This window comes from Embleya sp. NPDC025285 (genome assembly GCF_055558835.1).
On record NZ_JBVHLU010000062.1, the window covers coordinates 44,855 to 68,032 of the forward strand.

The following is a 23,178-nucleotide window of genomic DNA, read 5'->3' on the forward strand; positions in this document are numbered from 1 at the left end:
GAACGGCCGAATGCGCGCCCGGGACGTCCGAGGACATCCGGGCGCGCGTCGACCCGACCCGATCGGGCTTCGGGTGGCTCTCGTCCGGGACCGGACCCGCCGGCCCGGGGGTCAGACGTCCCGGATCGCCGCGACCGCCCGCTTCACGCGCGTTCCGTACTCCGGATCCGCCGCGTGGAAGTGCTGGAGCACCCGATCCACGATGTCGTCCCGGGTGACCTGGCCCAGGCTGCCCGCGATGTTCTCGACCAGCCGGGCCCGTTCCGTGTCGGACATCAGCCGGTACAGCTCGCCCGTCTGGAAGAAGTCGTCGTCCTTCGCGTGTGCCGGCGCCGCGTGCGCGCCGGTGTGGCCGGTCACCGCGAGCGGAGCGGACAGCGGCTCGCCGCTCTCGTACGGACCGCCGAAGCTGTTCGGTTCGTAATTCCGGGCCCGCCCACCGGCGTTGGTCGCCATCGCGCCGTCCCGCCCGTGGTTGAGCGCCGCGGTCGCCTTGGGCGCGTTCACCGCGAGCTGCGTGTGGTTGACGCCCAGGCGGTAGCGATGCGCGTCCGCGTAGGCGAACAGCCGGCCCTGGAGCATCTTGTCCGGGCTCGGCCCGATCCCCGGCACGAAGTTGTTCGGGCTGAACGCGGCCTGCTCGACATCCGCGAACACGTTCTCCGGGTTGCGGTCCAGGGTCAGCCGACCGACCTTGCGCAGCGGATAATCCGCGTGCGGCCACACCTTGGTCAGGTCGAACGGGTTGAACCGGTAGCGCGGCGCCTCGGCGACCGGCATCACCTGGACGTACAGCGTCCAGGACGGGAAGACACCCCGGTCGATCGCCTGGTGCAGGTCGCGCTGGTGCGAATCCGGGTCCTCGCCCGCCAGTTCGGCTCCCTCGGCACTGGTGAGCGTGCGGATGCCCTGGTTCGTCGTGAAGTGGTACTTGACCCAGAACGCCTCGCCCTCGGCGTTGACCCACTGGTAGGTGTGCGAGCCGAAACCGTTCATGTGCCGGTAGGACGCCGGGATGCCCCGGTCGCCGAACAGCCACGTGACCTGGTGGGTGGCCTCCGGCGAGTGCGACCAGAAGTCCCAGACGTTGTCCGGCTCGGTCGTCCCCGTGTACGGGTCGCGCTTCTGCGAGTGGATGAAGTCCGGGAACTTCAGCGGGTCCTTGATGAAGAACACCGGCGTGTTGTTGCCGACAAGGTCGTAATTGCCCTCCTCGGTGTAGAACTTCACCGCGAACCCGCGCGGATCGCGCACCGCGTCGCCCGCCCCCAGGTTGCCCGCGACGGTCGAGAAGCGCTGGAAGACCTCGGTCCGTCGCCCGACCTCGCCGAGGAAGTGCGCACGCGTGTAGCAGGTGACGTCCTCGGTCACCTCGAACACGCCGTACGCGCCGGACCCGCGCGCGTGCACCACCCGCTCCGGGATGCGCTCGCGGTTGAACCGGGCCAACTTCTCGATCAGGTACTGGTCCTGGAGCAGCAGCGGGCCGCCGGCCCCGGCCGCCGCGCTGTTCTGGTTGTCGGAGACGGGCGCACCGGCCTCCGTCGTCAGTATCGGCTTGCTCATAGCAGAGTTGACTCCCTGTCAGCTATTCCGGGGGATGGCGGCACCGGTCTTTCCGAGCGTGGGTGCGCCGAGCGTGGGTGCGCCGAGCGTGGGTGCGCCGAGCGTGGGTGCACCGAGGACCGGCTGTCGCGGGCCCTCTGTACGTGCGAACGTCCGCTACCGCTGCGAGGGTGCGAAGCGGTGCCGCAGGGCTGTCAGACCGCCCTCGGTCAGCCGTCCCGGCAGCCGCAGTCGGGCCACCCCGCCGTCCGGGAAGACCTCGATGCGCACGTGCGTGACGGGCGGTACGTCGGTGAGCCGGAACCGGTGCCGAGTGTCCGGCTGCACCCGCGTGCGCGGCAGCAGTTCGAACCAGCCGTCCGGGTCCACGCTCGCGTCGCTGCCCATCAGGGCGACCCAACCCGGCGCGTTGCCGAGGTAGTTGTCGATGTCGATCTCGGCGGCCAGGATCTGCGCCTGCTCGACCAGGCGCACCCGCACCCAGTCGTGTCCGTCGTCCCGTCGGCGGCGGGTCTCCCAGCCCTCGCCCATCACCCGCGAGCGGCCCGGCGCGTTGAGGTTGTGCGGCGATGAGAAGTAGCGGTCGCTGGCCGCCTCGGCCACCGCGCCGTACTCCTGCGCCGCGAGGTCCACCGTGAGCCCGTCCAGCCAGGCCGGATCCGGCACCGCCTCGCCGAACACGCGCAGCCGGGCCACCCCGCCGTCGGGGAAGATGTTCAGCCGCACATGGGTGAACCGCTGCCCGGAGGTGACGGTGAACGGGTGTGCCGTGTCGCCCTTGAGATCGGTGCGCGCGACGATCGTGGTCCACCGCACCGCCGGGTCGAGCAGTTCCTCGACCGAGGGTGCGCCGGGCACGGACGCGGCCTCCACCGAGCCGCTCGGCGGGTAGTTGCCGGTGAAGAACGCGGTGTCCACCACGATCCCGCGCAGCACACCGGGCACGCCGAGCCGGACGATCGCCCAGTCGTGCGCGTCCGGTTCGGGATGCGGGTGCTCGGCCGAGGGGCCGCGCCGGCGGCGGGTCTCCCAGCCGTCCATGATCTGGCCCTTGGGGCCGAACGTGTGCGGTACGAAGACCGGCGGTTCGGCCTTGAGCAGGTTCTCCTTCTCGGCGAACCACTCGTCGCTGGCGGCCACCACGCCCGCCCCGAGGGCGCGCGAGGCGAGGTTGACGTATTCGGTGAATTCGGCGGTCATCGGCTGATCTCCTCGTCCGGAAAGGAAGTCGACGGCTACTCGGCTACAACTCGGGACGAGGGGGCGGGCCGTGGCCGCGCAACCGGCGCATTCCCGGGGTGATCACGCGGCGGTCTCCGTCCGGTCCAGGAGCCGGCCGCGCGGGCTTCCGTGCACGTCCACCGGCGCGCCCGCGAGCCACGTGGTGCGCACCGTGCCGGTGAGCGCGCGGCCCGCGTACGGGGTAACCGGGTTGCGGTGGTGCAGCCCGGCCGGGTCCACGGTGAACACCGCGTCCGGGTCGAACGCGACCAGGTCGGCGTCGTATCCCGGTGCGATCGCGCCCTTGCGGGCCAGGCCCACCAACCGGGCCGGGCCGGCCGCCATCAGCGCGACCACGTCGGCCAGTTCGAAGCCGCGTGCCCTGGCCTCGGTCCAGACCGTGGCCAGGCCCAGTTGCAGCGACGCGATCCCGCCCCACGCGGCGGCGAAGTCGCCCACGTCCAGCCGTTTGAGATCGGCGGTGCACGGCGAGTGGTCGGAGACCACGGCGGCGAACGAGCCCGCCTCGATCCCGCGCCACAGCCGGTCGCGGTTGTCCTGGGAGCGGATCGGCGGGCAACACTTGAACGCGGTGTCGCCCGCCGGAACACCCTCGGCGACCAGGGTCAGATAGTGCGGGCAGGTCTCGGCGGTGACCGCGATCCCGTCCGCGCGGGCGGCGTCCAGGAGCGGCAACACCTGCGCCGAGGACACGTGCAGGACGTGCACGCGTGCGCCGGTGCGCTTGGCGATGTCGAGCAACTGCTCGACCGCGACCGTCTCGGCCGCGTCCGGCCGGGACGCGAGGAAGTCGGCGTACGCCCGGCCGGGCATCTGCGGCGCCGCGTCCAGCACGTGCGGCGCCTCGGCGTGGATGATCGCCAGCGCGTCCAGCCGCGCCTGTTCGGTGAGCGCCTGGGCCAACTCGGCCGCGTTCACGTGCGGGAACTCGTCCACGCCGGAGGGTGCGAGGAAACTCTTGAACCCGTACACGCCCGCCCGGTACAGCGGTTCCAGCTCGTCGGTGTTGCCCGGGATCGCACCGCCCCAGAAACCCACGTCCACGTACACCCGACCGCGCGCGACCTCCTGCTTGACCCGCAGCGCGTCGAGGGTGACGGTGGCCGGGATCGAGTTCAGCGGCATGTCGATCAAGGTGGTGACGCCACCGGCCGCCGCCGCCCGGGTCGCGCTCGTGAAGCCCTCCCACGCGGTGCGGCCCGGCTCGTTGATGTGTACGTGGGTGTCCACCAGGCCCGGCAGCAGGGCGAGTTCGCCCAGATCCTCGACCGGCGCGCCGGCGGCGCTGCGATACGGCGCCACGTCGGCGATCCGGCCGCCGGCCACGATCACGTCGGCCGGAAGCTCGCCGGCCGGGGTGAACACGCGGCGCGAGCGTAGTACGAGGGTGGGGGTGTGGGTCACGACGCGTCCTCCGAGTCCACGGGATGGGCCGAGCCGATCCGGTCGGTCGAACCGGGCCGGTCCGTCGAATCGGTCGGGTCCGGCGAGTCGGACGGGTGGTGCGATGAGGTCGGGTGATGCGATGCGGACCGGCCGGCCGGGTCGACCCCGTCGGCCGGGCCGGTGAGCAGGTCTCGGGCCAGACGTTCGCCCGCGTCCTCGGCCAGCTCGCCGGCGCGGGTCATGCTGTCGGCGCCGAGGTCGGCCAGCGCGTAGGCCGCCACGATGCCGGCCGCGTCGAGTTGAACCCCGCTCAACTCGACGCGGCCGCACACCACCGCCACGGGTACACCCCGTTCCCGGGCGGCGACCGCGACCCCGGCCGGTGCCTTGCCGTGCAGGGTCTGCCGGTCCAGGCTGCCCTCTCCGGTGACCACGAGATCCGCCCCGTCGAGCAGTTCGTCGAAGCCCAGGAGTTCGAGCAGCAGGCCGATGCCGGGCCGGATGCTCGCGCCGAGCAGCGCCAGCGCGCCGAACCCGGCCCCACCCGCGGCACCCGCCCCGGGCACCTCGGCCAGTTCGGGCGCGACCACCTCGGCCCAGCGCGCGAGCGCCGAGTCCAGGAGCCGAACCTCGTCCGGCGAGGCGCCCTTCTGCGGCCCGTACACCGCCGCGGCCCCCTTGGGGCCGAGCAGCGGATTGTCCACGTCCGAGGCGATCACCACCTCGACGCCGGCCAGCCGGGTCGCCAGGTCGCCGCGCTCGATCCGGTCCAGCCGCAGCAGCGCGGCCCCGCCCCGGGGCAGTTCCTCCCCCGCCGCGTCCAGCAGCCGTACGCCCAGCGCGCGAGCCAGCCCGGAGCCGCCGTCGGTGGAGGCGCTGCCGCCCAGGCCGAGCACGATCCGGGTACAACCCAGCTCCAGCGCCCGGCCGATCAGCTCGCCCACCCCGGTGGTGTCCGCCGTCAGCGGCGCGGGCCCGTCCGGGAGCAGCGCGAGCCCCGAGGACTCGGCCAGCTCGACCACCGCGGTCCGGCCACGCACGGCGAGCGCCGCGCCCACCGGCCGCCCGGTGGGGCCGGTGACCCGTACCGGGATGCGCGCGAAGCCGGCGGCCACCGCGGCGTCCACGGTGCCCTCGCCGCCGTCGGCGATCGGCAACATGCGCACGTCCGCGTCCGGACGGGCCCGCCGGATCCCGGCACCGATCCTGACCGCGGCCTGCACGGCGGTCAGGGTCCCCTTGAACTTGTCGGGGGCCAGGACGACGACCGGTCCCATGCGCTGCTCCTTCGGGTGGGCTGCCGGAGGGGATGTCCGGGGTCGGCGCGGAGCCGACCGATCGGATGCCGTGCCGAGGCACAGTCAACTACGTGGCTGCCGCTCTCGGGGAGATCGGCAAGGGTGGCAACGGTCCGACGTGCACGCGACACCACGCGGGTGCGACGGTCGGGCGCGGGCCCGACCCGACGCGTGCGATCGGGGTGGCAACCGCCCGGTGACGCGGGCGCGACACCACGAGTGGGATCAGCGTCACCGGGCGGAATCGAAGGGAGCGGGGCGGGCCCCTGGGAGGGTCCGACGACTCGGCCCGCCCCGCTCCGGACCTGACGAGCGGGTACGCCCCACCGGTCACCCGTGGTCTGCCACGCGGCCGACCGCGGGTCGCGGACCGGCTACGGAACCGGCTCGAACTCCTTGACCGCGTCGATCGCCGGCCCGTGCGGCGTGTTCGCCTCGCGCTCGATCATGATCTCCACCAGGACCGGGCGCGATGTGCGCTGCGCCTCCTTGCGGGCCCATTCGATGGTGGACCGGATGTCGTCCGGCTCCACCACCCGCTTGCCCGAGCAGCCGTACGCCTCCATCAACTTGACGTTGTCGGTGCCGACCTCGTCGTAGTGGATGTCGACCTGGAAGTTCATCTCGTACGGGATCGACGCCTGGCGGATCAGCCCGAGGTACTCGTTGTTGATCATGATGATCACGAACGGCACGTTGTACTGCGCCGCCACCGCGAGTTCCTCGACCAGGTACTGGAAGCCGTAGTCGCCGACGATGCCGACCACCTCGGCGTCCGGGTCGCTGTGCTTGAGCGCCTTCTTGACGCCGATCGCCGCCGGGATCTCCCAGCCGAGCGGGCCGGCCTGGCCGCAGACCTGGTAGTGGCGCGGCTTGTAGGCCTTCTGGTGCTGGCCGCCCCAGATCTGGTAGAGGCCGATCGCGGTGACGAAGTAGGTGTCCTCGTCGAAGACCTCGTTGATCTCCTTGTACACCCGCGGCGCCTTGATCGGCACGCTGTCGAAGTCCTCGCGCCGGGTCAGCGTCGCGCGCAGCTCCTGGATCCGGGCCACCCACGCGCCCGCCTCGCGGCGGATGCCCCGCTCCTTCGCGGTGGCCAGGATCGCCTGGAGGAAATGCCGGGTGTCCGAGACGATGCCCAGGTCCGGTTCGAAGACCTTGCCGATCTGGGTCGGCTCGATGTCCACGTGGATGAACTTGCGGGTGCCCCGGTAGACGTCCAGCGTGCCGGTGTGCCGGTCGCCGAAGCGCGCGCCGAGCGCGAGCACCAGGTCGGACTCCAGGAACGACGCGTTCCCGTAGCGCTGCGAGGTCTGCACGCCGGTCATCCCGCTGTAGAGCGCGTGGTTCTCGTCGATCGAGCCCTTGCCCATCAGGGTGACCTGCACCGGGATCCGGAGCAGTTCGGCCAGCTCGACGAGCTCCTCGTGCGCCTCGCCGATGATCACGCCGCCACCGGAGAGCAGCAGCGGACGCTCGGCGGCGAGCAGCAGGTCCAGGGCGGCGTCCACGCGGGGCTGGTGTGGGAGCACCTCGCTCACCGGCAGCGGCGCGTCCACCTCGGAGTCCCACCAGATCTCCTGCTTCTGCACGTCCAGCGGCAGGTCGATCAGCACCGGGCCGGGCCGGCCCGAGCGGGCCAGCCGAAACGCCTCGCGGAAGATCCACGGCGCCTGTGCGGCCTCCTTGACCTGCACGGACCACTTGGTCACCGGCTTGGCGATCTCGACGATGTCGACCGCCTGGAACGCCTCCTGGTGCAGCTTGCTGGAGACGGCCTGGCCGGTGATGCACACGATCGGGATGGAGTCGGCGAGCGCGGTGTACAGACCGGTGATCATGTTGGTGCCGGCCGGACCGGACGTGCCGATCGCGACGCCGACCCCGCCGTTCGTACGGGCCCAGCCGTCGGCCATGTGGGTCGCGCCCTCTTCGTGCCGGACGATCAGGTGCTCGATGCCGCCGACCGTTTCCAGGGCCTGGTACAGCGGCAGGATCGCCGCGCCGGGACAGCCGAACGCGGTGTCCACACCTTCGGACCTGAGCACCTCGACGACGGCGTTCATGACCGGAACTCGACGGGGTGCCATCAGTTGTCTCCCTGCTTCGAACTGCCTTGCCCGGAACTGCCTTGCTCGGCACCGCCTTGCCCGGAACTGCCTTGCCCGGAACCGCTCTGCGCGGGAAAGCCGTTGAGCCTTTCCAGGCCGAGCAGCAGACCGGAGTGGTCCAGCCCGCCGCCGCCCTGGGCGCGCAGCGACGCGACGAGTTGCGCGGTCAGGCCGGCGAGCGGCAGCACGAGGTCGAACTCGCGGGCCGACTCGGTGACGATGCCCATGTCCTTGTGGTGCAGGTCGATCCGGAACCCGGGCTTGAAGTCGCGGTCCCGCATCACCCGGGCCTTGCGGTCCAGGACCGTGCTGCCGGCCAGGCCGCCGGCGAGCACCTTCAGGCCCGCCTCGGTGTCCACCCCGGCACGTTCGAGGAACAGCAGTGCCTCGGCGACGAGTTGGATGTTGCCCGCGACGATGAGCTGGTTGGCCGCCTTGACCGTCTGGCCCGCGCCGTGCGGGCCGACGTGCACGATGGTCTTGCCGAGCACCTCGAACAGGGGCAGCGCGGCGGCGAAGTCCGCCGCCTCACCGCCGACCATGATGGACAGCACCGCCTCGATCGCGCCCGCCTCGCCGCCGCTGACCGGGGCGTCCAGCACCCGCAGCTTTCGCTCGGCGCCGGCCTCGGCCACCGCGATCGAGGTGCCGGGCTTGATCGAACTCATGTCGATCACCAGGGTGCCGGGCTCGACCGTGTCCAACACGCCGCCGTCGCCGAACATCACCTTCTCGACGTGTGGGTCGGCCGGGACCATGGTGATCACCACGTCCGCGTCGCGCACCGCCTCGGCGATGTTCGCCGCGCCCTTGCCGCCGGCCGCGATCAGCCGGTCGATGGCGTCCCGCTCCAGGTTGAACCCGGTCACCTCGTGGCCGGCCCGGACCAGGTGGGCGGCCATCGGACCGCCCATGATGCCGAGACCGACGAAACCGATCCTCTTGCTTGCGCCGGTCATCCGGCCCCTCCCTTGGTGTCGCGCAGCTCGCGCGGAAGCCAGCCGAAGCTGTCCGCGCTCGGGCCGACGGGCTTGTATTCGAGGCCGACGCGCCCGGTGTACCCGGCGGCGACGAGTCGGCGGAACAGGTCTTCGAAGTCCAGCCCGCCGGTGCCCGGTTGCCCCCGTCCGGGAGTGTCGGCGATCTGTACGTGGCCGAACCGGTCGGCGTACGTGTCGATCACGGCGGTGAGGTCCTCGCCGTTGCGGTCGAGGTGGTACAGGTCGCACAGGAAGGTCGCGTTCCCCAGGCCGGTCTCGGCGTTGACCTTGTCCACCACCGCCACCGCTTCCGCGGCGGTGGTCAGCGGATAGCGCGCGTTCTCCGGCGTGTTGAGCGCCTCGATCAGCACGATCGCGCCGATGCCGTGCGCGGCGTGGGCCGCCAGGGCCAGGTTCTCCAGGGCGAGTTCGTCCTGGGCCCGCGGGTCCACGCCGTCCTCGCGGTTGCCGTACAGCGCGTTCAGCGCGCGGCAGCCCAGGCTCTCGGCGAAGCCGGTCGCCGCGGCGATGTTGTCCCGAAAGCGCGCCGATTCGGCCGGCCGGGACAGCAGGCCGCGGTCGCCGGCGGGCATGTCGCCCGCGTCGAAGTTCAGGCCGACCAGGTCGACGCCGGCGTCGCGGATCGCTCGGGCGAGCGCGTCCAGCTCGGCGTCGGCGGGGGTCGGGCCGCCGAAGGGCCACCACAGCTCGATCTCGGCGAAGCCGGCCTCGGCGGCGGCAGCGGGCCGCTCGAGGAGCGGGAGTTCGGTGAAGAGGATCGAGAGATTGATGTCGAAGCGCAGATCACGAGCGCTCACGGGATCACCTCTTCCACGTCGGTTCCACAATGCGGAAGTAAGATTCTGCTCACCGGAATGATGTCACGCGCCTTCAACAGTTTGTCAAGGGTGGCCGCCGCAGTCTGACCCACGCGCGCCCCGCCGACCAGCCCCCCGCCCAGGCCGCTCCCGCCCCGTCGAATCGCCGGCCCGCGGCGCGGGCCCGGCGAGGCTCCCGAGCCGGGCGCTAGGGTTCGAGCGTGCGATTGCGGATTGAGTTCTCGACCGAGCCGTTCGACCTGGACGGCGTGCCGGCCCACGCCCTGGAGGCCCGCCGGGTCCTCGACGAAGCGGGCCTCGACGTGGAGGTCGGCCCCTTCGGTACGACCGCCGAGGGCGAGGCCGACGTGGTCCTCGCCGCGCTGGACAAGGTCTACCGAGGCGCGCTCGGGGTCGGCGCGACTCGGATCTCGGTGCAGGTCACCACCGTGCCGACGGCGCCGGGAGGCCCCGCGTGAGCCCCGCCGAACACCCGCTGGCCGCCGCGATCAAGCCGCTGGTGACCGCGATGGGCGCGCAATTCGTCACCCCGGACGAGGCCGGCCCCGAGGACGTCGTGCTGGACTGGGAGGGCGAACCGGCCGTCGCCGTCCGCCTCCCCGGCCTCGGCACCGCCCTCGACCGCCTCCTCGGCGACGCGGAACGCCAGTACGGCCCGCTGGCCGACCTCGACCGCGAGGCCAAACAGCGCGTGGTCCGCACCCTCGAACAACGCGGCGCCTTCACCATCCGCCACGGCGTCGAGACCGTGGCCGCGGCCCTGGGCGTGAGCCGCTTCACCGTCTACAACTACCTCAACCGCGAATCCCGAGGTTGAACCCGGCCCCCTCGGCCCGGCCCGACCCGCGCGAGGGCGAGCGCCGCCGCGCGCGGAAACGAAGTGCCTCCCCCACGCGAGCACTTCGGCGAGCCTCGTTTCCGGCGGGTCACGTTGTGTTCACCACGATGATCGACTTCAACAAACTGTTGACGCGGGAGATTCGGAGCGCCTAGCGTTCCGGCCATCGTCGCGTCGGGGTATTCGCTCGGACGCGGCGCATGGCTCTGGACGGGCACGCCCGCCGAGTGAGGAGGTTCCCGACATGTCATCAGCGCCAGGACTCGACAGACTCGACGCCGCGTCCGCCGAAGAGGCGATCCGACTGCTCGGTGAGGTCTGCGCGAGTCGTGCCTGGATCGGCGCGCTGCTCGCGGCCCGGCCCTACGGCGACCCGGAGAAGTTGTACGCGAGATCCGACGAGGCGGTGGCGATCCTGACCGCCGACGATCTCCAGGAGGCGATCGACGGTCACGCGGTGATCGGCCGCCCGCGCCACGACGATCCGCAGTCGACGCGCGAGCAGTCCGGGGTACACCGGGCGGGTGACGCGGTGTTGGCCGATCTGCGGGCCGGGAACATCGCGTACGAACAGCGGTTCGGCCACGTCTTCCTGATCTGCGCGAGCGGTCGCAGCGCCGCGGAGATGCTCGCCGAACTGCGGCACCGACTCGACAACAACCCGGCGTCCGAGTGGGAGGTCACCCGCGAGGAACTGCGGAAGATCAACCGCCTGCGCCTGGAAGGGCTGATCTCCGCGTGATCTCCACCCACATCCTGGACACCAGCGAGGGCCGGCCGGCGCCGGACGTGCCGGTCGAGTTGTCCCGACGCGCGGCCGACGGGACGTGGACCGTACTGGGCAACTCGGCGACCAACGCCGACGGACGCTGTCCGGATCTGCCGCCGCTGGGCGTGGATCCCGCCGCCGGCCCGGTCGACGTACGACTGGTCTTCGACGTCGCCGCGTACCGCCGCGCCCGCGGCGAGACGCCGTTCTTCCCGGAGGTGCAAGTGGTCTTCACCGCCGACCCCGGAACGCACTACCACGTACCGCTTTTGCTCAACCCGTACGGATATTCCGTCTATCGAGGGAGCTGACAGGCATGCCGATGGTGCTCGGCCAGAATCAGTACGGAAAGGCGGAGACCCGCGTGGTCCGGGTCCGCCGCGACACCGAACGGCACGAGATCAAGGACCTCAACGTCAGCGTCGCACTGTCGGGCGAGTTGTCCGACACCCACTTCACCGGCGGCAACGGCAACGTGCTGCCCACGGACACCATGAAGAACACCGTGTTCGCGTTCGCGCGAGAGCACGGCATCGACTCGGCCGAGGCCTACGGCATACGCCTGGCCCGGCACTTCGTCGAGTCGCAGCCCTCGATCACCCGGGCCCGGGTGCGGATCGAGGAGTACCCCTGGAACCGCATCCCCGCCGCCGAGGCGCGCAATCGCTTCGTCGGCGCGGACGAGATCCACCACTCGTTCGTCCGGGACGGCGGCGAGACCCGGACCACCGAGATCGTCTGGGAGCACGGCCGGGTCCGGGTGATCTCCGGACTCAAGGACCTGGTCGTGATGAACACGACGGCCTCCGAATTCTGGGGCTACATCAAGGATCGGTACACCACCCTCCAGGAGGCGTACGACCGGATCCTGGCCACCCAGGTCACCGCGCTCTGGCGGTTCTCCTTCGACGCGGCCGACGGCGCGAGCGAACCGAACTGGGAGCGCTCGTACGCCCAGGTCCGCCGGCACCTGCTGGAGTCCTTCGCCGAGACGTACTCCTACTCGCTCCAGCAGTCCCTGTACGCGATGGCGAACCGGGTGCTGACCCATCGGCACGAGGTGGACGAGGTTCGGCTGTCGTTGCCGAACAAGCACCACTTCCAGGTCGACATGGACCGGATGGGCGTCAAGAACGACAAGGAGGTGTACTACGCCGCCGACCGGCCCTACGGTCTGATCGAGGGCACCGTGCACCGCGAGGGTGTCATTCCGCTGATTCCGGTGGACTGACCTCGCTCGTCGGGCATAACCCCCGGAGGATTCTTCATCCGCCGTCCCGCCTCCGGGGCCCGCGCGCAGGACCAGACGGCGGTTCGTTGGCACATTGGACCGCTGCCGCAAGGGACTGCCCATGTCTGTAGGAAACTCCGCGCGGAACTCCGCCGGCTCCGCCCCCTCCGTGGCGGACTCCGCCCGCGCCGCCGGTTCCGGGCGCATCGTGATCGAGAACTGCGCGGTCGCGACCGTCGACGCGCGGGACACCGAGTACGCCTCGGGCCACGTCGTGGTCGCGGACAACCGGATCGAGTCGGTCGGCGCGGGTGCCGCCCCGGCCGGCCTGGAACACGTCGTCCGCCGGATCGACGGCACGGGCCACCTGGTCACCCCGGGGCTGGTCAACACGCACCACCACTTCTACCAGTGGATCACCCGCGGCCTGGCCCAGGAGTGCAACCTCTTCGACTGGCTCGTGACGCTCTACCCCACCTGGGCGAAGATCGACGACGAGATGTGTTACGCCGCCGCGCAGGGCTCGGCCGCCGCGCTGCTGCGCTCGGGGTGCACCACCTCCACCGATCACGCGTACGTCTTCCCCAAGGACGGCGGCGACATCCTGGGCGCGGAGATCCGCGCGCTGGCCGAACTGGGCATGCGTTTCCAGCCCACCCGGGGCTCGATGGACCTGGGCGAGTCGCAGGGCGGGCTGCCGCCGGACGCGTGCGTCGAGGACACCGACGCCGCGCTGGCCGCGACCGCCGAGGCGATCGACACCTGGCACGACCCGTCCTTCGACTCGATGGTGCGGATCACCGCCGCGCCCTGCTCGCCCTTCTCCGTGACTCCCGAACTCCTGCGTGGTGCCGCTCAGTTGGCCCGCGCCAAGGGAGTGCGACTGCACACCCACGGCTCGGAGACGGTGGAAGAGGAGGACTTCTGCCACGAGAAGTTCGGCATGGGGCCCACCGACTACCTGGAAAGCGTCGGCTGGTTGGGCGAGGACGTGTGGATGGCGCACTGCGTCCACATGAACGACTCGGACATCACCAAGTTCGCCGCCACCGGCACCGGCGTGGCGCACTGCCCGTCCTCCAACGCGCGGCTCGCCGCGGGCATCGCACGCGTTCCGGAGATGCTGGCCGCCGGCGTCCCGGTCGGCCTGGGCGTCGACGGCACCGCCTCCAACGAGTCGGGCGAGTTGGGTACGGAGTTGCGCAACGCGCTGCTGATCGCCCGACTGCGCCGCGGCCCGGCGGCGATGACGGCCCGCCAGTCGTTGCGGCTGGGCACGATGGGCGGCGCCAAGGTACTCGGCCGCGAACGCGAGATCGGCTCGCTGGAGCCCGGCAAGCTCGCCGACCTGGCCATGTGGCGCGTGGACGACGTCCTGCACGCGGGCATCGCCGACCCGGTCGCGGCCCTGGTCCTGGGCGCGGCGGCACCGCTGACCCTGCTGCTGGTCAACGGCCGCGAGGTGGTCGAACAGGGACACCTGTCCCGAGTCGACGAGGAGCAGATCGCCCGCAACGTGGCCCACGCGGCGGCCCGCCTGCGCGCCGAGTAGCCGACGGGAATCCCGGACACACCGTCACGCGGCCGAAGGTCCACCGGACTTCGGCCGCGTTTCGGCGTGTCCGGGGCACTCGGCCGGTCCGGTCGATCCGCCGTGGTCCCGATCCCGGGTGCCGTCAGTCGCGCGTCGTCGCGGCCTTCGCGACCAGGGCCAGCGGTACGGTCGCGCACCGGGTGGCGGACGCCACGGTCATGGTGCGCACCCCGGTGCGCCCGGCGATGTCGACCAGGCGCGCCGCGTCGCACAGGTAGGCCCGCGCGTGCGGGACGTCTCGGGCGCACGTGGCCGCGTCGACGAAGGCGGGCAGCCACGGCCGGCCGTCCTGCCCGTGGATGAAGACCACCGACTCGTCATCGTCGATCGGGACCACCACGCCGCCGGCCACGATCGCGGCGAGCAGGTCGGCGGGATCGGCGGGCTCGGTCCCGCTCTCGTCGGCGCGGTCGAGGAGGGCGGCCAGGGCCGGGTTCGCGGCAGTCATGCCATGATCATATGGGCCCTGATTGTCGGGATTCGGCACCGCCGACCGGCGGGCTCCCGGGGCACGCGAAACGGGCGGGTCCGACCTGGATCGGACCCGCCCGTCACCTTCCGCACGCCGTCCCGACACCTCGGGAGCCGGGACCGCTACGCGTCGCGCCCCAGCGTCCGCAGATACGCCCGCCAGCCGCCGAACTCGGTGATCTCCTTGTGCCTGCCCGACTCCGACTCGCCGCGGCGCAGGATCATCGAGAAGCAGGCCGAGCCGTCCTCGAGCTTGATGATCCCGAACTCCAGTTCGGCCGGCTCGGTGGGCAGCAGGTTGTCGCGCAGCACCTCGTCCGGGACCTCGTACACCTCGCCCGCGATCTGCGCCTCGCTCGCGGGATCGGGCAGCAGGCCCGGGCAGCGGTCGCCGATCGAGAAGAAGCGATAACCGGGCGCGGTACGGGTCTTGGCGACCAGCGGCGCACCCTCCAGGTGGTGGTGGAACGGACCACCCTCCATCGCCTGGCCGTTGAGGAACATCCGTGCCATGTGCTGCCTCCTGTTCGATGCCCGCGCGAGAACCGTCGGCGGCGCTCGGCGCCGCAGACGCAGGCGACGAGGTTTCGCCGTCGCCGAGATATCCCGAGAAGAAAAAGATGTAGAAGATGGGGATGCGGAACGACCGGGCCCGCCCGATTGGACGCGCCCCACGACCGCCGGGGTGGGCCCGGCCGTTCCGCGCTTGTGGGGGATGTGCGAACGGCCCTATTCAGTCGAGGAGTTCGCATCCCGGCAGGGTGAGGAATTCGACGAACTCGTCGGCGAGGGCCACCTTGAGGAACAGGTCGCGCGCGTCCGTCCAGCGGCCGGCCTCGAACCTGTCGTCGTCGATGTCCTCGCGCAGCGCGCCCAGTTCCTCGACGACCAGACGCCGGACCAGGTCCGAGGTCACCTTGTCACCGGTGTCCGCGAGCACCACACCGTTGTTGATCCACTGCCACACCTGGGACCGGGAGATCTCCGCGGTCGCCACGTCCTCCATCAGGCCGAAGACGGCGACCGCGCCGTATCCGCGCAGCCACGCCTCCAGGTAGCGCAGCCCGACGCCGACCGCCGCGTGCAGCCCGGCGTTGGTCGGCGAAGCGTCCGCGGACGCCACGTCCAGGAGCTGATCCGCCGTCACCTCGACGTCGTCCCGGGTGCGTTCGATCTGGTTCGGCCGCTCGCCGAGCACCGTGTCGAACGCCTCGCGGCAGACCGGCACCAGGTCCGGGTGGGCCACCCAGGACCCGTCGAAGCCGTCCCCGGCCTCACGGTCCTTGTCGTCGCGCACCTTCGCCAGCGCCGCCGCGTTGGCCGCAGCGTCGCGTCGCGAGGGAATCACCGCGGCCATCCCGCCGATCGCGTGCGCGCCGCGCCGGTGGCACGTACGCACCAGCAGGTCGGTGTACGTGCGCATGAACGGCGCGGTCATGGTGACCGCGTTGCGGTCCGGCAGCACGAACGCGTCTCCCGCGTCGCGGAAGTTCTTCACGATGCTGAACAGGTAGTCCCAGCGGCCCGCGTTCAGGCCCGACGCGTGCTCGCGCAGTTCGTAGAGGATCTCGTCCATTTCGAACGCGGCCGTGATCGTCTCGATCAGCACGGTCGCGCGGATCGTGCCGCGCGGGATGTCCAGCAGGTCCTGCGCGTGCCGGAACACGTCGTTCCACAACCGGGCTTCGAGGTGGCTCTCGATCTTGGGCAGGTAGAAGTACGGGCCCAGGCCCCGGTCGAGCAGGCGGGCCGCGTTGTGGAAGAAGTAGAGCCCGAAGTCGACCAGCGCGCCGGCCGCCGGGACGCCGTCGACCAGGATGTGCCGCTCGTCCAGGTGCCAGCCGCGCGGGCGCATCACCACGGTGGCCAACTCGTCGTCCGGACGCAGCGCGTACGTCTTGCCCTCGGCGGTGGAGAAGTCGATCCGCCGGTCGTAGGCGTCGATCAGGTTGAGTTGGTGGGCGACGACGTTGTGCCAGGTCGGCGCCGAGGCGTCCTCGAAGTCGGCGAGCCAGATCTTCGCGCCGGAGTTGAGCGCGTTGATCGTCATCTTGCGATCGGCCGGACCGGTGATCTCCACCCGTCGGTCGCGCAGTGCGGGCGGCGCCTCGGCCACCCGCCAGTCGGCGGCGCGTACGTCGGCGGTCTCCGGCAGGAAGTCGAGCCGGCCGGTGCGGGCGATCTCCTCGCGTCGGGTCCGGCGCAGGTTCAGCAGTGCGTCGCGACGGCCGCCGAATCGGCGTTGCAGGCTCGCCACGAAGCGCAGCGCGTCGGTGGTGAGCACTTCGTCCGCTCGCGGCACGGAGCCGCCGGTCACTGTGCTGTGCTTGACCACGATGGCCGGTGCACTCATGGGTGGCTCTCCTTCGCCGTCGACGCTCTTTTGTAGAGTGGACATTAGTTTCCGGGAAACGGAAGTTCAACAACTTGTTGAATAAATTCTCGACGGAGGATCACGCCGTGGCCGCAGTCAACTCGAGCACCAACGGCACAGCCAACGGCGCGAGTGGTGGTGTCCAGTCGCTGGAACGTGCGTTCGACCTCCTCGAACTGCTCGCCGACGCCGGCGGAGTGCTGACGCTCAGCGAGCTCGCCGCGCGTTCAGGATTGCCCATGCCCACGATCCACCGCCTCGTACGCACGCTCGTTTCGCTGGGTTATCTGCGCCAGGACGCCTCGCGGCGATACACGCTCGGCCCGCGACTGATCCGACTGGGCGAGACCGCGGGCCGGCTGCTCGGCAGTTGGGCCCGGCCGTACCTGGCCGAACTAATGGAGACCACCGGCGAGACCGCCAACCTCGCGGTGCTGGAGGCGGGCGAGGTGGTCTACGTCGGCCAGGTGCCCAGCCGGCACTCGATGCGGATGTTCACCGAGGTCGGCCGCCGGGTCCAGCCGCACTGCACCGCGGTCGGCAAGGTCCTGCTCGCCCACCTGCCCGAGGCCGACGCCGCACGGGTCCTCGGCGGCCGGCCGCTGGCCTCGCACACCGAGCACACGGTCACCGATCCGGCCGCGCTGCTCGCCCAGTTCCCGCTGATCCGGGCGCAGGGCTACGCGGTCGACGACCAGGAGCAGGAACTGGGCGTGCGCTGCGTCGCCGTGGTGGTGCCGGGCGCGCCGACCGCGACCGCGCTGTCCGTGTCCGGACCCGAGGGCCGGATCCGGGCGATGGAGGAGCACTGGATGACCACCCGGATGCGGGAGATCGCGTCCCGCCTGGGGCAACGCCTGGGCGGGACCGAGTCGGACCCCGAGGCGATGCCCGCCCCTTGAGCCGTCCTCGACACCGAACCGGGCCGCCCCCGGCCCGCGCCCGACCGCACCCGGGCACGCCGGACCGCCCGGAGCGCGCCTTCGGACGAATCCACCAGACCGCGCGCGGCGTCGCCGGCCGCCTCTCGTACGTTCCGCCCGTGGACCGTGGGCGGCACGGACGGCTCTACTGACGGGCATGTCCCACCCCATCGCGCCGCCCGCCCCGCTGCTCGACCGGTTCGGTCGGGCGCACACCGACCTGCGTGTGTCCCTGACCGACCGGTGCAACCTGCGCTGTACCTACTGCATGCCCGCCGAGGGTCTGCCCTGGCTGCCCGCCGGCGAATTGCTCACCCGGGCCGAGACCACCCGCCTGATCCGGATCGCGGTGGACCGCCTCGGTATCCGCACCGTCCGGCTCACCGGCGGCGAGCCGCTGCTGCGGCCGGACCTGCCCGCGCTGATCGCCGACCTGGCCGGCCTGGACCGCGCCCCCGAGTTGTCGCTGACCACCAACGGCATCCGGCTGGCCGCACTGGCGCCCGCGCTGCGTGCGGCGGGACTGCGCCGGGTCAACGTCAGCCTGGACACCCTGCGGCCCGAACGGTTCGCGCTGCTCACCCGCCGGGACCGGATCGAGGACGTGTTCGCCGGACTGCGCGCGGCACGCGCGGCCGGCCTCGCGCCGGTCAAGGTCAACACGGTGCCGGTGCGCGGGATCAACGACGACGAGATCGTGCCGATGCTCGAGTGGGCGATCGAGCGCGGCTACCGGCTGCGCTTCATCGAGCAGATGCCGCTGGACCCGCAGGGCGCGTGGGATCGCGACCTGATGGTCACCGCGGCCGAGGTACTGGAGCGGCTGGCCGCCCGGTTCACGCTGACCGCCGTCCCGCGCGACGACGCGTCCGCGCCCGCCGAGGAGTGGCATGTCGACGGAAGCGCCGCCACCGTCGGGGTGATCGCGAGCGTGACCCGGCCGTTCTGCGGCGCGTGCGACCGGGTCCGGCTCACCTCCGACGGGCAGTTGCGCACGTGCCTGTTCGCCCGGGACGAGTCCGATCTGCGCACCCTGCTGCGCTCGGGCGCGGACGACGCCGAGATCGCCTCCGCGTGGCGGATCGCGCTGTTCGGCAAGGGCCCGGGACACGGCATCGACACGCCCGGCTTCCTCGCCCCGGACCGCCCGATGTCCGCGATCGGCGGCTGACCCGATGACCGCCGAAGCCGTACGCCGGCCGTCCGCGACCACATCCGCCGCGCCGGTCGTGCGCCTGTGCGCCATCCGCGACACCGCGCCGAGCGTCGACGAGGTGCTCGCCGCCATCGCCCACCCGGCGGCCGGTGGCACCTCGGTGTTCGTCGGCACGGTGCGCGACCACGACGCGGGCCGCGCCGTGCGCGCACTGTCCTACTCCGCCCATCCCCTGGCCGTCGACCGGCTCCGCGAGGTGGCAGAGCGCCTCGCCGCCGAGGAACCGGACATCCTGGCCGTCGCCGCGCTGCACCGGATCGGCGACCTCGTGGTCGGGGACACCGCGATCGCGGTGGCGGTGGCCACGGCGCACCGCGCGCGGGCCTTCGCCGCGTGCCGTGAACTGGTCGAGCGGATCAAGCACGAGGTACCGATCTGGAAGCAACAGACCTACACCGACGGCTCTCGGGGCTGGGTCGTCTGCGAGCACTGACCGACGGGTTCGACTACCCGACCGGATCCAGTCCGAGCACCGCGCCGGCCACCGCCGCGAGGGTGGGCGCCACCCCGGCGGTGTCCCGCAGATGACGCGTGCGGGCCACGTCGTTGATCGCGGTCAGCGCCGCGTGCACCCGGATCCGGGCCTGCGCCGCGCCGTACTCCGGTCGTACCGCGCACAGCAGGTGCGCCCACTCCATGAGGTAGTCCGCCTGCGCCTGGCGGGCCCGATGCCGAGCCTGCGTCGGCAGGTGCGACACCTCCGCGAGGAGCAGTGTGACCAGGTCGCTGTACTCGGCCGCGAACCGGATGTACGACCACAGCAGTACCCGCAGCGCGCCCTCGTCGTCCTCGGCGCCGGCCAGCGCGCGGGTCATGTCCATCGACAACCACTCGATGCCCCGGGTCACCGCCGCCGAGAGCAGGTCCGCCTTGCTCTCGAAGTGGTTGTACACGCTGGGGCCGGCGATCCCCGCCGCCGCGCCGATGTCCTCGATGGCCACCCCGGCGTACCCGTGCTCGGCGAACATCCGTACGGCCGCGCCCAGCAGCGCCTCGCGCCGGGAGCGCAGCACGATCCCGGTCGGCCGCGTCGGCGTGCGCGCGATCGACACCAGCTCGGCGGGCCGCGCGGTGACCGCGGCGCGGCCCAACTCCACGAGCAGCCGCACGTACTCCGGACGGGGTAGCTCGATCCGGTGGAAGGAGGGGCTGAGCAGTACCCCAAGGCCGCACCACGCGAGCAGTTCGGCCTGCCCTGGCGACAACTCCGGGCGGGCGTCCCGGATCAGCTCGGCGACCACCGCGGTGACCGCGTGGATCTCGCGCCGCACCTCGGCTCGCTCGGCCGCGGGCAGCAGTCGGCCCTCGCGCTGCCACAACACGCCGACTTCGCGGTGGTCGAGGGTGGCCGCGACCACCGCGCGCAGCACCGTGTCCGGGTCCTCGACCGCGCTGCGGGCCAGCGCGTCGCGCACCGGCGCGACCCCGTCGAGCACGACCTGCATGAGCAGGTGCTGCTTGCTGCGGAAGTGCCGGTACAGCGCGGAGGGCCCCATGCCCACGGCGTCGGCGATGTCGCTCATGCCCACGTCCGCATAGCCCCGGCGGTGGAACAGGTCGGCCGCGGCGGCCAGGATCAGCGCGCGACGGTTACGCGGTCGCGTCCCCCGGGCGGGCGGCACCTGTCCACCGATCTTGCGCACCGCAGCCGCCATCGCGTACTTCCTTCCGGGATCCGCCCCCGCGTCATTGTTCCAGCCGGCATGGCCCCGGGGGTGTGCCTTCGACACGCCCCCGCATGCCCCCGCCTTTGCCCCGCGTGCCCGCTGCGTCCCCGAGCCGGCTCCGCGTCGGGCACACGTCGGGCGCACGTCGAGCCGGACGCTGCACCGGGGAGCCGGCCGGCATCGGCCCGGTTACTACGCTGGGTGGCATGACGACCTCACTGATCACCGGCGCCACTTCGGGCCTCGGCGCCGCGTTCGCCCGACGGCTCGCCCACGAAGGGCACGCCCTCGTCCTGGTCGCGCGGGACGAGGAGCGATTGGCGCAGTGCGCCCGCGATCTGCGCGAGGAACACGGCATCACGGTGGAGGTGTTGCCCGCGGATCTGTCCCTGGACGAGGGGATCGCGGCCGTCGAGACGCGGCTGGCCGATCGGTTCGCGCCCGTGGACGTGTTGGTCAACAACGCCGGCTTCGGCAATCGGGGCGGTTTCCTGGACGCATCCACGGCGGACGAGGTGCGCATGCTCAAGGTGCACTGCGAGGCGGTGCTGCGGCTGACCACCGCGGCGAGTGCGGCGATGCGCGAGCGCGGTCGCGGCTGGGTGATCAACGTGGCGTCCGTCGCGGCCTTCCTGCCCCGCGGCACCTACGGCGCGAGCAAGGCATGGGTGGTCAGCTTCACCGAGGGCGCCGCCCGCGAATTGACGGGCAGCGGTGTGCGGTTGATGGCCCTGTGTCCGGGCTTCGTACGCACCGAGTTCCACCTGCGGGCCGGGATGGGCACATCCAACATCCCCAACTGGATGTGGTTGGACGCCGATCGGGTGGTGGCCGCCGCGATCCGCGACCTCGCGGTGGGCAAGACCGTCAGCGTGCCGGATCTGCGCTACAAGGCGGTGGTCGGGCTGGCCAAGCTCACCCCGCGCGGCCTGTTCGGCAGCGTGTCCACCAGGACTGGTCGGGTGTACGGGCCGACCCGCCCGTAGCCGGCAGGCCACGCCTACCCGCCCGCAACCGGTGCTCGGCGCCGACCCGATCGGTGCCCGGCGGCGCCCGGTCACGCCGAAGGCCCCGTCGACATGGGGTCGACGGGGCCTACGGGCGCGCACCGGGCGGGGCGGTGTCACCGTCACGCCCCTCCCCCGGGCTTCCGCGAGGTCCGCTGCTCGGCGTCCGGGGACGCCGAGCCGTCAGCGCCTCGGGCGGCCCTTGGGCCGGTCGCTCTTGCCGCGTCGGGCGGCCTTGGGGGACTCGAGGGTGTCCGTCGCCTCCGCTGCCGGCGCCGCTGCGGAGTCCGCACGCTCGGCTTCGACGAACAGCGAGTTCTTGTTCTGCATGTGGGGTTTCGACTTCTGCTTGGCCATGGCCGTTTCCTCCTACGGAGAACCGATGGTCGGTCTCGTCCACTCTCACACCGTTCGTCACGGTGCGCATGTCGAGCGTCACATGTCGTGATGGCCGGGTGTCACACGCCGTGATGATCGAATTCGAATGGCAGCTCGAGATTGCTTCTACGATGCCGGAATGCTCCTTGACCAACCCGAGCGCCCACCTCGGCCCCGGCCCCGCCGTGTCAAACGGCGGATCGCCGGCCTGCTGGCCGGCCTGGGCATCGTGTTCGGCTGCGCACAGTGCCTGGCCCCGGCGGACGTCCACGACGCCACCGCGAAGTCCTCGCTGTCCAGCAGTGCGCTCAGGGCCCCCGAGCCGCCCCAGGCCGCCGCCGCGCACCCGCCGTCGGAGACGCTGGACACTCGACGGGGCACGTCGCCGATCGACGGGCGCAGCTATATCCGTGCCCCGGGCACCCGGATCACCGTCTTCGCGCATCGGGGCGCGCCGACGGTGGCACCGGAGAACACCATGCCCTCCCAGGAGGCGGCCCGGAACGTGGGTGCGGACTGGATCGAGAACGACGTGCAGCCCAGCACGGATGGTGTGCCGCACATCATGCACGACGCCACCGTGGATCGAACCACCAACGGCAAGGGCGCGATCCGCGATCTGACGTCCTCTGACCTGGCCACACTGGACGCCGGGGCCTGGTTCAAGCCGGAGTTCGCCGGCACCCGCGTGATGACGCTGCGCGAACAGCTCACGGACCTGCGCACGCGCGGCGGACGACTGCTCCTGGAGATCAAGAATCCGCACTCCCGCGACGAGATCGCCCGGATCGTCCAGGAGGTACGCACCGCCGGGATGGCCGGTCGGGTATTCGTGCAGAGCTTCGACCAGGAGTCGTTGCGGCTGACCCGCGAGCTGGCCCCCGAACTGCCGCTGGGCCTGCTCAGCGATCAACTCGACGCCGATCCGGTCGCACTGGCCAAGGAGTTGCGGCTGACCTCGTACAACCCCTCGTACCACGGCCTGGCCCAACGCCCGAACGTGGTCCAGGAGTTGCACGCGGCCGGGATCGCGGTGCTGGCCTGGACGCCGGACGACCCGCGGGAGTGGGCCGCGCTGAACGACGCGGGGGTGGACGGGATCATCACGAACCGGACCGCCGACCTGGTCGCGTGGAACGCCGCGCACACCACCAAGGACGGCGCCCGCCCCTGACCCGCCCCGCCGGAAAACGGCCCGGGGGGGGGGGGGGGGGGGGGGGGGGGGGGGGGGGGGGGGGTGGGGGGGGGGGGGGTGGGGGGGGGGGGGGGGGGGGAGGGGGGGGGGGCC

Annotated in this window: 23 protein-coding genes; 11 read left to right on the plus strand and 12 right to left on the minus strand. The window is 71.8% G+C overall.

What is annotated here, in order from left to right:
* Window positions 1–111: 111 nt before the first annotated feature.
* The 7 genes from ACZ4FV_RS33155 to ACZ4FV_RS33185 form a co-directional block, all read right to left on the minus strand.
* Window positions 112–1,566, minus strand: coding sequence for a catalase (locus ACZ4FV_RS33155; protein ID WP_465323993.1), 1,455 nt, complete (start codon window positions 1,564–1,566; stop codon window positions 112–114).
* Window positions 1,567–1,722: 156 nt separating this feature from the next.
* On the minus strand, window positions 1,723–2,766 hold the full coding sequence (gene alc / locus ACZ4FV_RS33160; protein WP_465323994.1) for an allantoicase: 1,044 nt from the start codon (window positions 2,764–2,766) through the stop codon (window positions 1,723–1,725).
* A gap of 102 nt (window positions 2,767–2,868) precedes the next feature.
* Entirely contained in the window at window positions 2,869–4,212 is a 1,344-nt protein-coding gene (gene allB / locus ACZ4FV_RS33165) for an allantoinase AllB (protein WP_465323995.1), read from the minus strand.
* Complete coding sequence (locus ACZ4FV_RS33170) at window positions 4,209–5,471, minus strand: glycerate kinase (RefSeq protein WP_465323996.1); 1,263 nt, start codon at window positions 5,469–5,471, stop codon at window positions 4,209–4,211. Before ACZ4FV_RS33170 ends, allB begins: the two co-directional genes overlap by 4 nt.
* Before the next feature lie 395 nt (window positions 5,472–5,866).
* Window positions 5,867–7,582 (minus strand): glyoxylate carboligase, encoded by a 1,716-nt coding sequence (gene gcl / locus ACZ4FV_RS33175; RefSeq protein ID WP_395863576.1) that lies wholly within the window; start codon window positions 7,580–7,582, stop codon window positions 5,867–5,869.
* The gene (locus ACZ4FV_RS33180) at window positions 7,582–8,562 is read right to left on the minus strand and encodes a 2-hydroxy-3-oxopropionate reductase (protein WP_465323997.1); all 981 of its coding nucleotides are present in this window, start codon (window positions 8,560–8,562) and stop codon (window positions 7,582–7,584) included. Before ACZ4FV_RS33180 ends, gcl begins: the two co-directional genes overlap by 1 nt.
* Window positions 8,559–9,401 (minus strand): TIM barrel protein, encoded by an 843-nt coding sequence (locus tag ACZ4FV_RS33185; RefSeq protein WP_395863574.1) that lies wholly within the window; start codon window positions 9,399–9,401, stop codon window positions 8,559–8,561. The genes ACZ4FV_RS33180 and ACZ4FV_RS33185 overlap by 4 nt, the downstream gene beginning before the upstream one ends.
* 221 nt (window positions 9,402–9,622) lie before the next feature.
* On the opposite strand from ACZ4FV_RS33185, the gene ACZ4FV_RS33190 reads away from it, so the two are divergent.
* The 6 genes from ACZ4FV_RS33190 to ACZ4FV_RS33215 all read left to right on the plus strand — a co-directional run bounded on the left by ACZ4FV_RS33190 (window position 9,623) and on the right by ACZ4FV_RS33215 (window position 13,812).
* Window positions 9,623–9,880, plus strand: coding sequence for a thiamine-binding protein (locus tag ACZ4FV_RS33190; protein ID WP_395863572.1), 258 nt, complete (start codon window positions 9,623–9,625; stop codon window positions 9,878–9,880).
* A 50-nt stretch (window positions 9,881–9,930) separates the two neighbouring features.
* On the plus strand, window positions 9,931–10,239 hold the full coding sequence (locus ACZ4FV_RS33195; protein WP_395864059.1) for a helix-turn-helix domain-containing protein: 309 nt from the start codon (window positions 9,931–9,933) through the stop codon (window positions 10,237–10,239).
* Window positions 10,240–10,504: 265 nt separating this feature from the next.
* A complete protein-coding gene (uraD, locus tag ACZ4FV_RS33200) occupies window positions 10,505–11,002 on the plus strand; it encodes a 2-oxo-4-hydroxy-4-carboxy-5-ureidoimidazoline decarboxylase (protein WP_402233223.1) in 498 nt (165 codons plus the stop codon).
* Entirely contained in the window at window positions 10,999–11,340 is a 342-nt protein-coding gene (gene uraH, locus ACZ4FV_RS33205) for a hydroxyisourate hydrolase (protein WP_395863568.1), read from the plus strand. The genes uraD and uraH overlap by 4 nt, the downstream gene beginning before the upstream one ends.
* A gap of 5 nt (window positions 11,341–11,345) precedes the next feature.
* The gene (gene pucL, locus ACZ4FV_RS33210; protein ID WP_395863566.1) at window positions 11,346–12,260 is read left to right on the plus strand and encodes a factor-independent urate hydroxylase; all 915 of its coding nucleotides are present in this window, start codon (window positions 11,346–11,348) and stop codon (window positions 12,258–12,260) included.
* 121 nt (window positions 12,261–12,381) lie between these two features.
* Entirely contained in the window at window positions 12,382–13,812 is a 1,431-nt protein-coding gene (locus tag ACZ4FV_RS33215; protein WP_395863564.1) for an 8-oxoguanine deaminase, read from the plus strand.
* A 124-nt stretch (window positions 13,813–13,936) separates the two neighbouring features.
* Here the strand turns inward: ACZ4FV_RS33215 and ACZ4FV_RS33220 are convergent, their stop codons facing one another.
* The 3 genes from ACZ4FV_RS33220 to aceB all read right to left on the minus strand — a co-directional run bounded on the left by ACZ4FV_RS33220 (window position 13,937) and on the right by aceB (window position 16,678).
* Window positions 13,937–14,302 (minus strand): SseB family protein, encoded by a 366-nt coding sequence (locus ACZ4FV_RS33220; RefSeq protein ID WP_395863562.1) that lies wholly within the window; start codon window positions 14,300–14,302, stop codon window positions 13,937–13,939.
* Window positions 14,303–14,448: 146 nt separating this feature from the next.
* A complete protein-coding gene (locus ACZ4FV_RS33225) occupies window positions 14,449–14,838 on the minus strand; it encodes an allophanate hydrolase-related protein (protein WP_395863560.1) in 390 nt (129 codons plus the stop codon).
* A gap of 220 nt (window positions 14,839–15,058) precedes the next feature.
* On the minus strand, window positions 15,059–16,678 hold the full coding sequence (aceB, locus tag ACZ4FV_RS33230; protein WP_465323998.1) for a malate synthase A: 1,620 nt from the start codon (window positions 16,676–16,678) through the stop codon (window positions 15,059–15,061).
* Window positions 16,679–16,785: 107 nt separating this feature from the next.
* Here aceB and ACZ4FV_RS33235 point away from each other — a divergent pair, with 107 nt between their 5' ends.
* The 3 genes from ACZ4FV_RS33235 (at window position 16,786) to ACZ4FV_RS33245 (ending at window position 19,271) form a co-directional block, all read left to right on the plus strand.
* A complete protein-coding gene (locus ACZ4FV_RS33235; RefSeq protein WP_395863556.1) occupies window positions 16,786–17,601 on the plus strand; it encodes an IclR family transcriptional regulator in 816 nt (271 codons plus the stop codon).
* Between the two features lie 178 nt (window positions 17,602–17,779).
* Window positions 17,780–18,793, plus strand: coding sequence for a GTP 3',8-cyclase MoaA (gene moaA / locus ACZ4FV_RS33240; RefSeq protein WP_402233235.1), 1,014 nt, complete (start codon window positions 17,780–17,782; stop codon window positions 18,791–18,793).
* A gap of 4 nt (window positions 18,794–18,797) precedes the next feature.
* Window positions 18,798–19,271 (plus strand): molybdenum cofactor biosynthesis protein MoaE, encoded by a 474-nt coding sequence (locus ACZ4FV_RS33245; RefSeq protein WP_402233238.1) that lies wholly within the window; start codon window positions 18,798–18,800, stop codon window positions 19,269–19,271.
* Between the two features lie 13 nt (window positions 19,272–19,284).
* Here the strand turns inward: ACZ4FV_RS33245 and ACZ4FV_RS33250 are convergent, their stop codons facing one another.
* A complete protein-coding gene (locus tag ACZ4FV_RS33250) occupies window positions 19,285–20,493 on the minus strand; it encodes a TetR/AcrR family transcriptional regulator (RefSeq protein ID WP_395863551.1) in 1,209 nt (402 codons plus the stop codon).
* A 218-nt stretch (window positions 20,494–20,711) separates the two neighbouring features.
* On the opposite strand from ACZ4FV_RS33250, the gene ACZ4FV_RS33255 reads away from it, so the two are divergent.
* The gene (locus ACZ4FV_RS33255) at window positions 20,712–21,491 is read left to right on the plus strand and encodes an SDR family NAD(P)-dependent oxidoreductase (RefSeq protein ID WP_395863549.1); all 780 of its coding nucleotides are present in this window, start codon (window positions 20,712–20,714) and stop codon (window positions 21,489–21,491) included.
* A 204-nt stretch (window positions 21,492–21,695) separates the two neighbouring features.
* Here the strand turns inward: ACZ4FV_RS33255 and ACZ4FV_RS33260 are convergent, their stop codons facing one another.
* On the minus strand, window positions 21,696–21,869 hold the full coding sequence (locus ACZ4FV_RS33260; RefSeq protein ID WP_395863547.1) for a hypothetical protein: 174 nt from the start codon (window positions 21,867–21,869) through the stop codon (window positions 21,696–21,698).
* A gap of 160 nt (window positions 21,870–22,029) precedes the next feature.
* Here ACZ4FV_RS33260 and ACZ4FV_RS33265 point away from each other — a divergent pair, with 160 nt between their 5' ends.
* The gene (locus ACZ4FV_RS33265; RefSeq protein WP_395863545.1) at window positions 22,030–23,064 is read left to right on the plus strand and encodes a glycerophosphodiester phosphodiesterase; all 1,035 of its coding nucleotides are present in this window, start codon (window positions 22,030–22,032) and stop codon (window positions 23,062–23,064) included.
* The last annotated feature ends 114 nt before the right edge of the window (window positions 23,065–23,178 follow it).

Bases quoted from the DNA above. Each gene is read 5' to 3' on its own strand.
- uraD (WP_402233223.1), top strand. From the start codon at position 10,505: ATGTCATCAGCGCCAGGACTCGACAGACTCGACGCCGCGTCCGCCGAA.
- ACZ4FV_RS33180 (WP_465323997.1), bottom strand. From the start codon at position 8,562: ATGACCGGCGCAAGCAAGAGGATCGGTTTCGTCGGTCTCGGCATCATG.
- ACZ4FV_RS33225 (WP_395863560.1), bottom strand. From the start codon at position 14,838: ATGGCACGGATGTTCCTCAACGGCCAGGCGATGGAGGGTGGTCCGTTC.
- ACZ4FV_RS33195 (WP_395864059.1), top strand. From the start codon at position 9,931: ATGGGCGCGCAATTCGTCACCCCGGACGAGGCCGGCCCCGAGGACGTC.
- pucL (WP_395863566.1), top strand. From the start codon at position 11,346: ATGCCGATGGTGCTCGGCCAGAATCAGTACGGAAAGGCGGAGACCCGC.
- ACZ4FV_RS33215 (WP_395863564.1), top strand. From the start codon at position 12,382: ATGTCTGTAGGAAACTCCGCGCGGAACTCCGCCGGCTCCGCCCCCTCC.
- gcl (WP_395863576.1), bottom strand. From the start codon at position 7,582: ATGGCACCCCGTCGAGTTCCGGTCATGAACGCCGTCGTCGAGGTGCTC.
- moaA (WP_402233235.1), top strand. From the start codon at position 17,780: ATGTCCCACCCCATCGCGCCGCCCGCCCCGCTGCTCGACCGGTTCGGT.
- aceB (WP_465323998.1), bottom strand. From the start codon at position 16,678: ATGAGTGCACCGGCCATCGTGGTCAAGCACAGCACAGTGACCGGCGGC.
- ACZ4FV_RS33170 (WP_465323996.1), bottom strand. From the start codon at position 5,471: ATGGGACCGGTCGTCGTCCTGGCCCCCGACAAGTTCAAGGGGACCCTG.
- ACZ4FV_RS33265 (WP_395863545.1), top strand. From the start codon at position 22,030: ATGCTCCTTGACCAACCCGAGCGCCCACCTCGGCCCCGGCCCCGCCGT.
- alc (WP_465323994.1), bottom strand. From the start codon at position 2,766: ATGACCGCCGAATTCACCGAATACGTCAACCTCGCCTCGCGCGCCCTC.
- ACZ4FV_RS33250 (WP_395863551.1), bottom strand. From the start codon at position 20,493: ATGGCGGCTGCGGTGCGCAAGATCGGTGGACAGGTGCCGCCCGCCCGG.
- ACZ4FV_RS33220 (WP_395863562.1), bottom strand. From the start codon at position 14,302: ATGACTGCCGCGAACCCGGCCCTGGCCGCCCTCCTCGACCGCGCCGAC.
- ACZ4FV_RS33260 (WP_395863547.1), bottom strand. From the start codon at position 21,869: ATGGCCAAGCAGAAGTCGAAACCCCACATGCAGAACAAGAACTCGCTG.
- ACZ4FV_RS33255 (WP_395863549.1), top strand. From the start codon at position 20,712: ATGACGACCTCACTGATCACCGGCGCCACTTCGGGCCTCGGCGCCGCG.
- ACZ4FV_RS33155 (WP_465323993.1), bottom strand. From the start codon at position 1,566: ATGAGCAAGCCGATACTGACGACGGAGGCCGGTGCGCCCGTCTCCGAC.
- ACZ4FV_RS33245 (WP_402233238.1), top strand. From the start codon at position 18,798: ATGACCGCCGAAGCCGTACGCCGGCCGTCCGCGACCACATCCGCCGCG.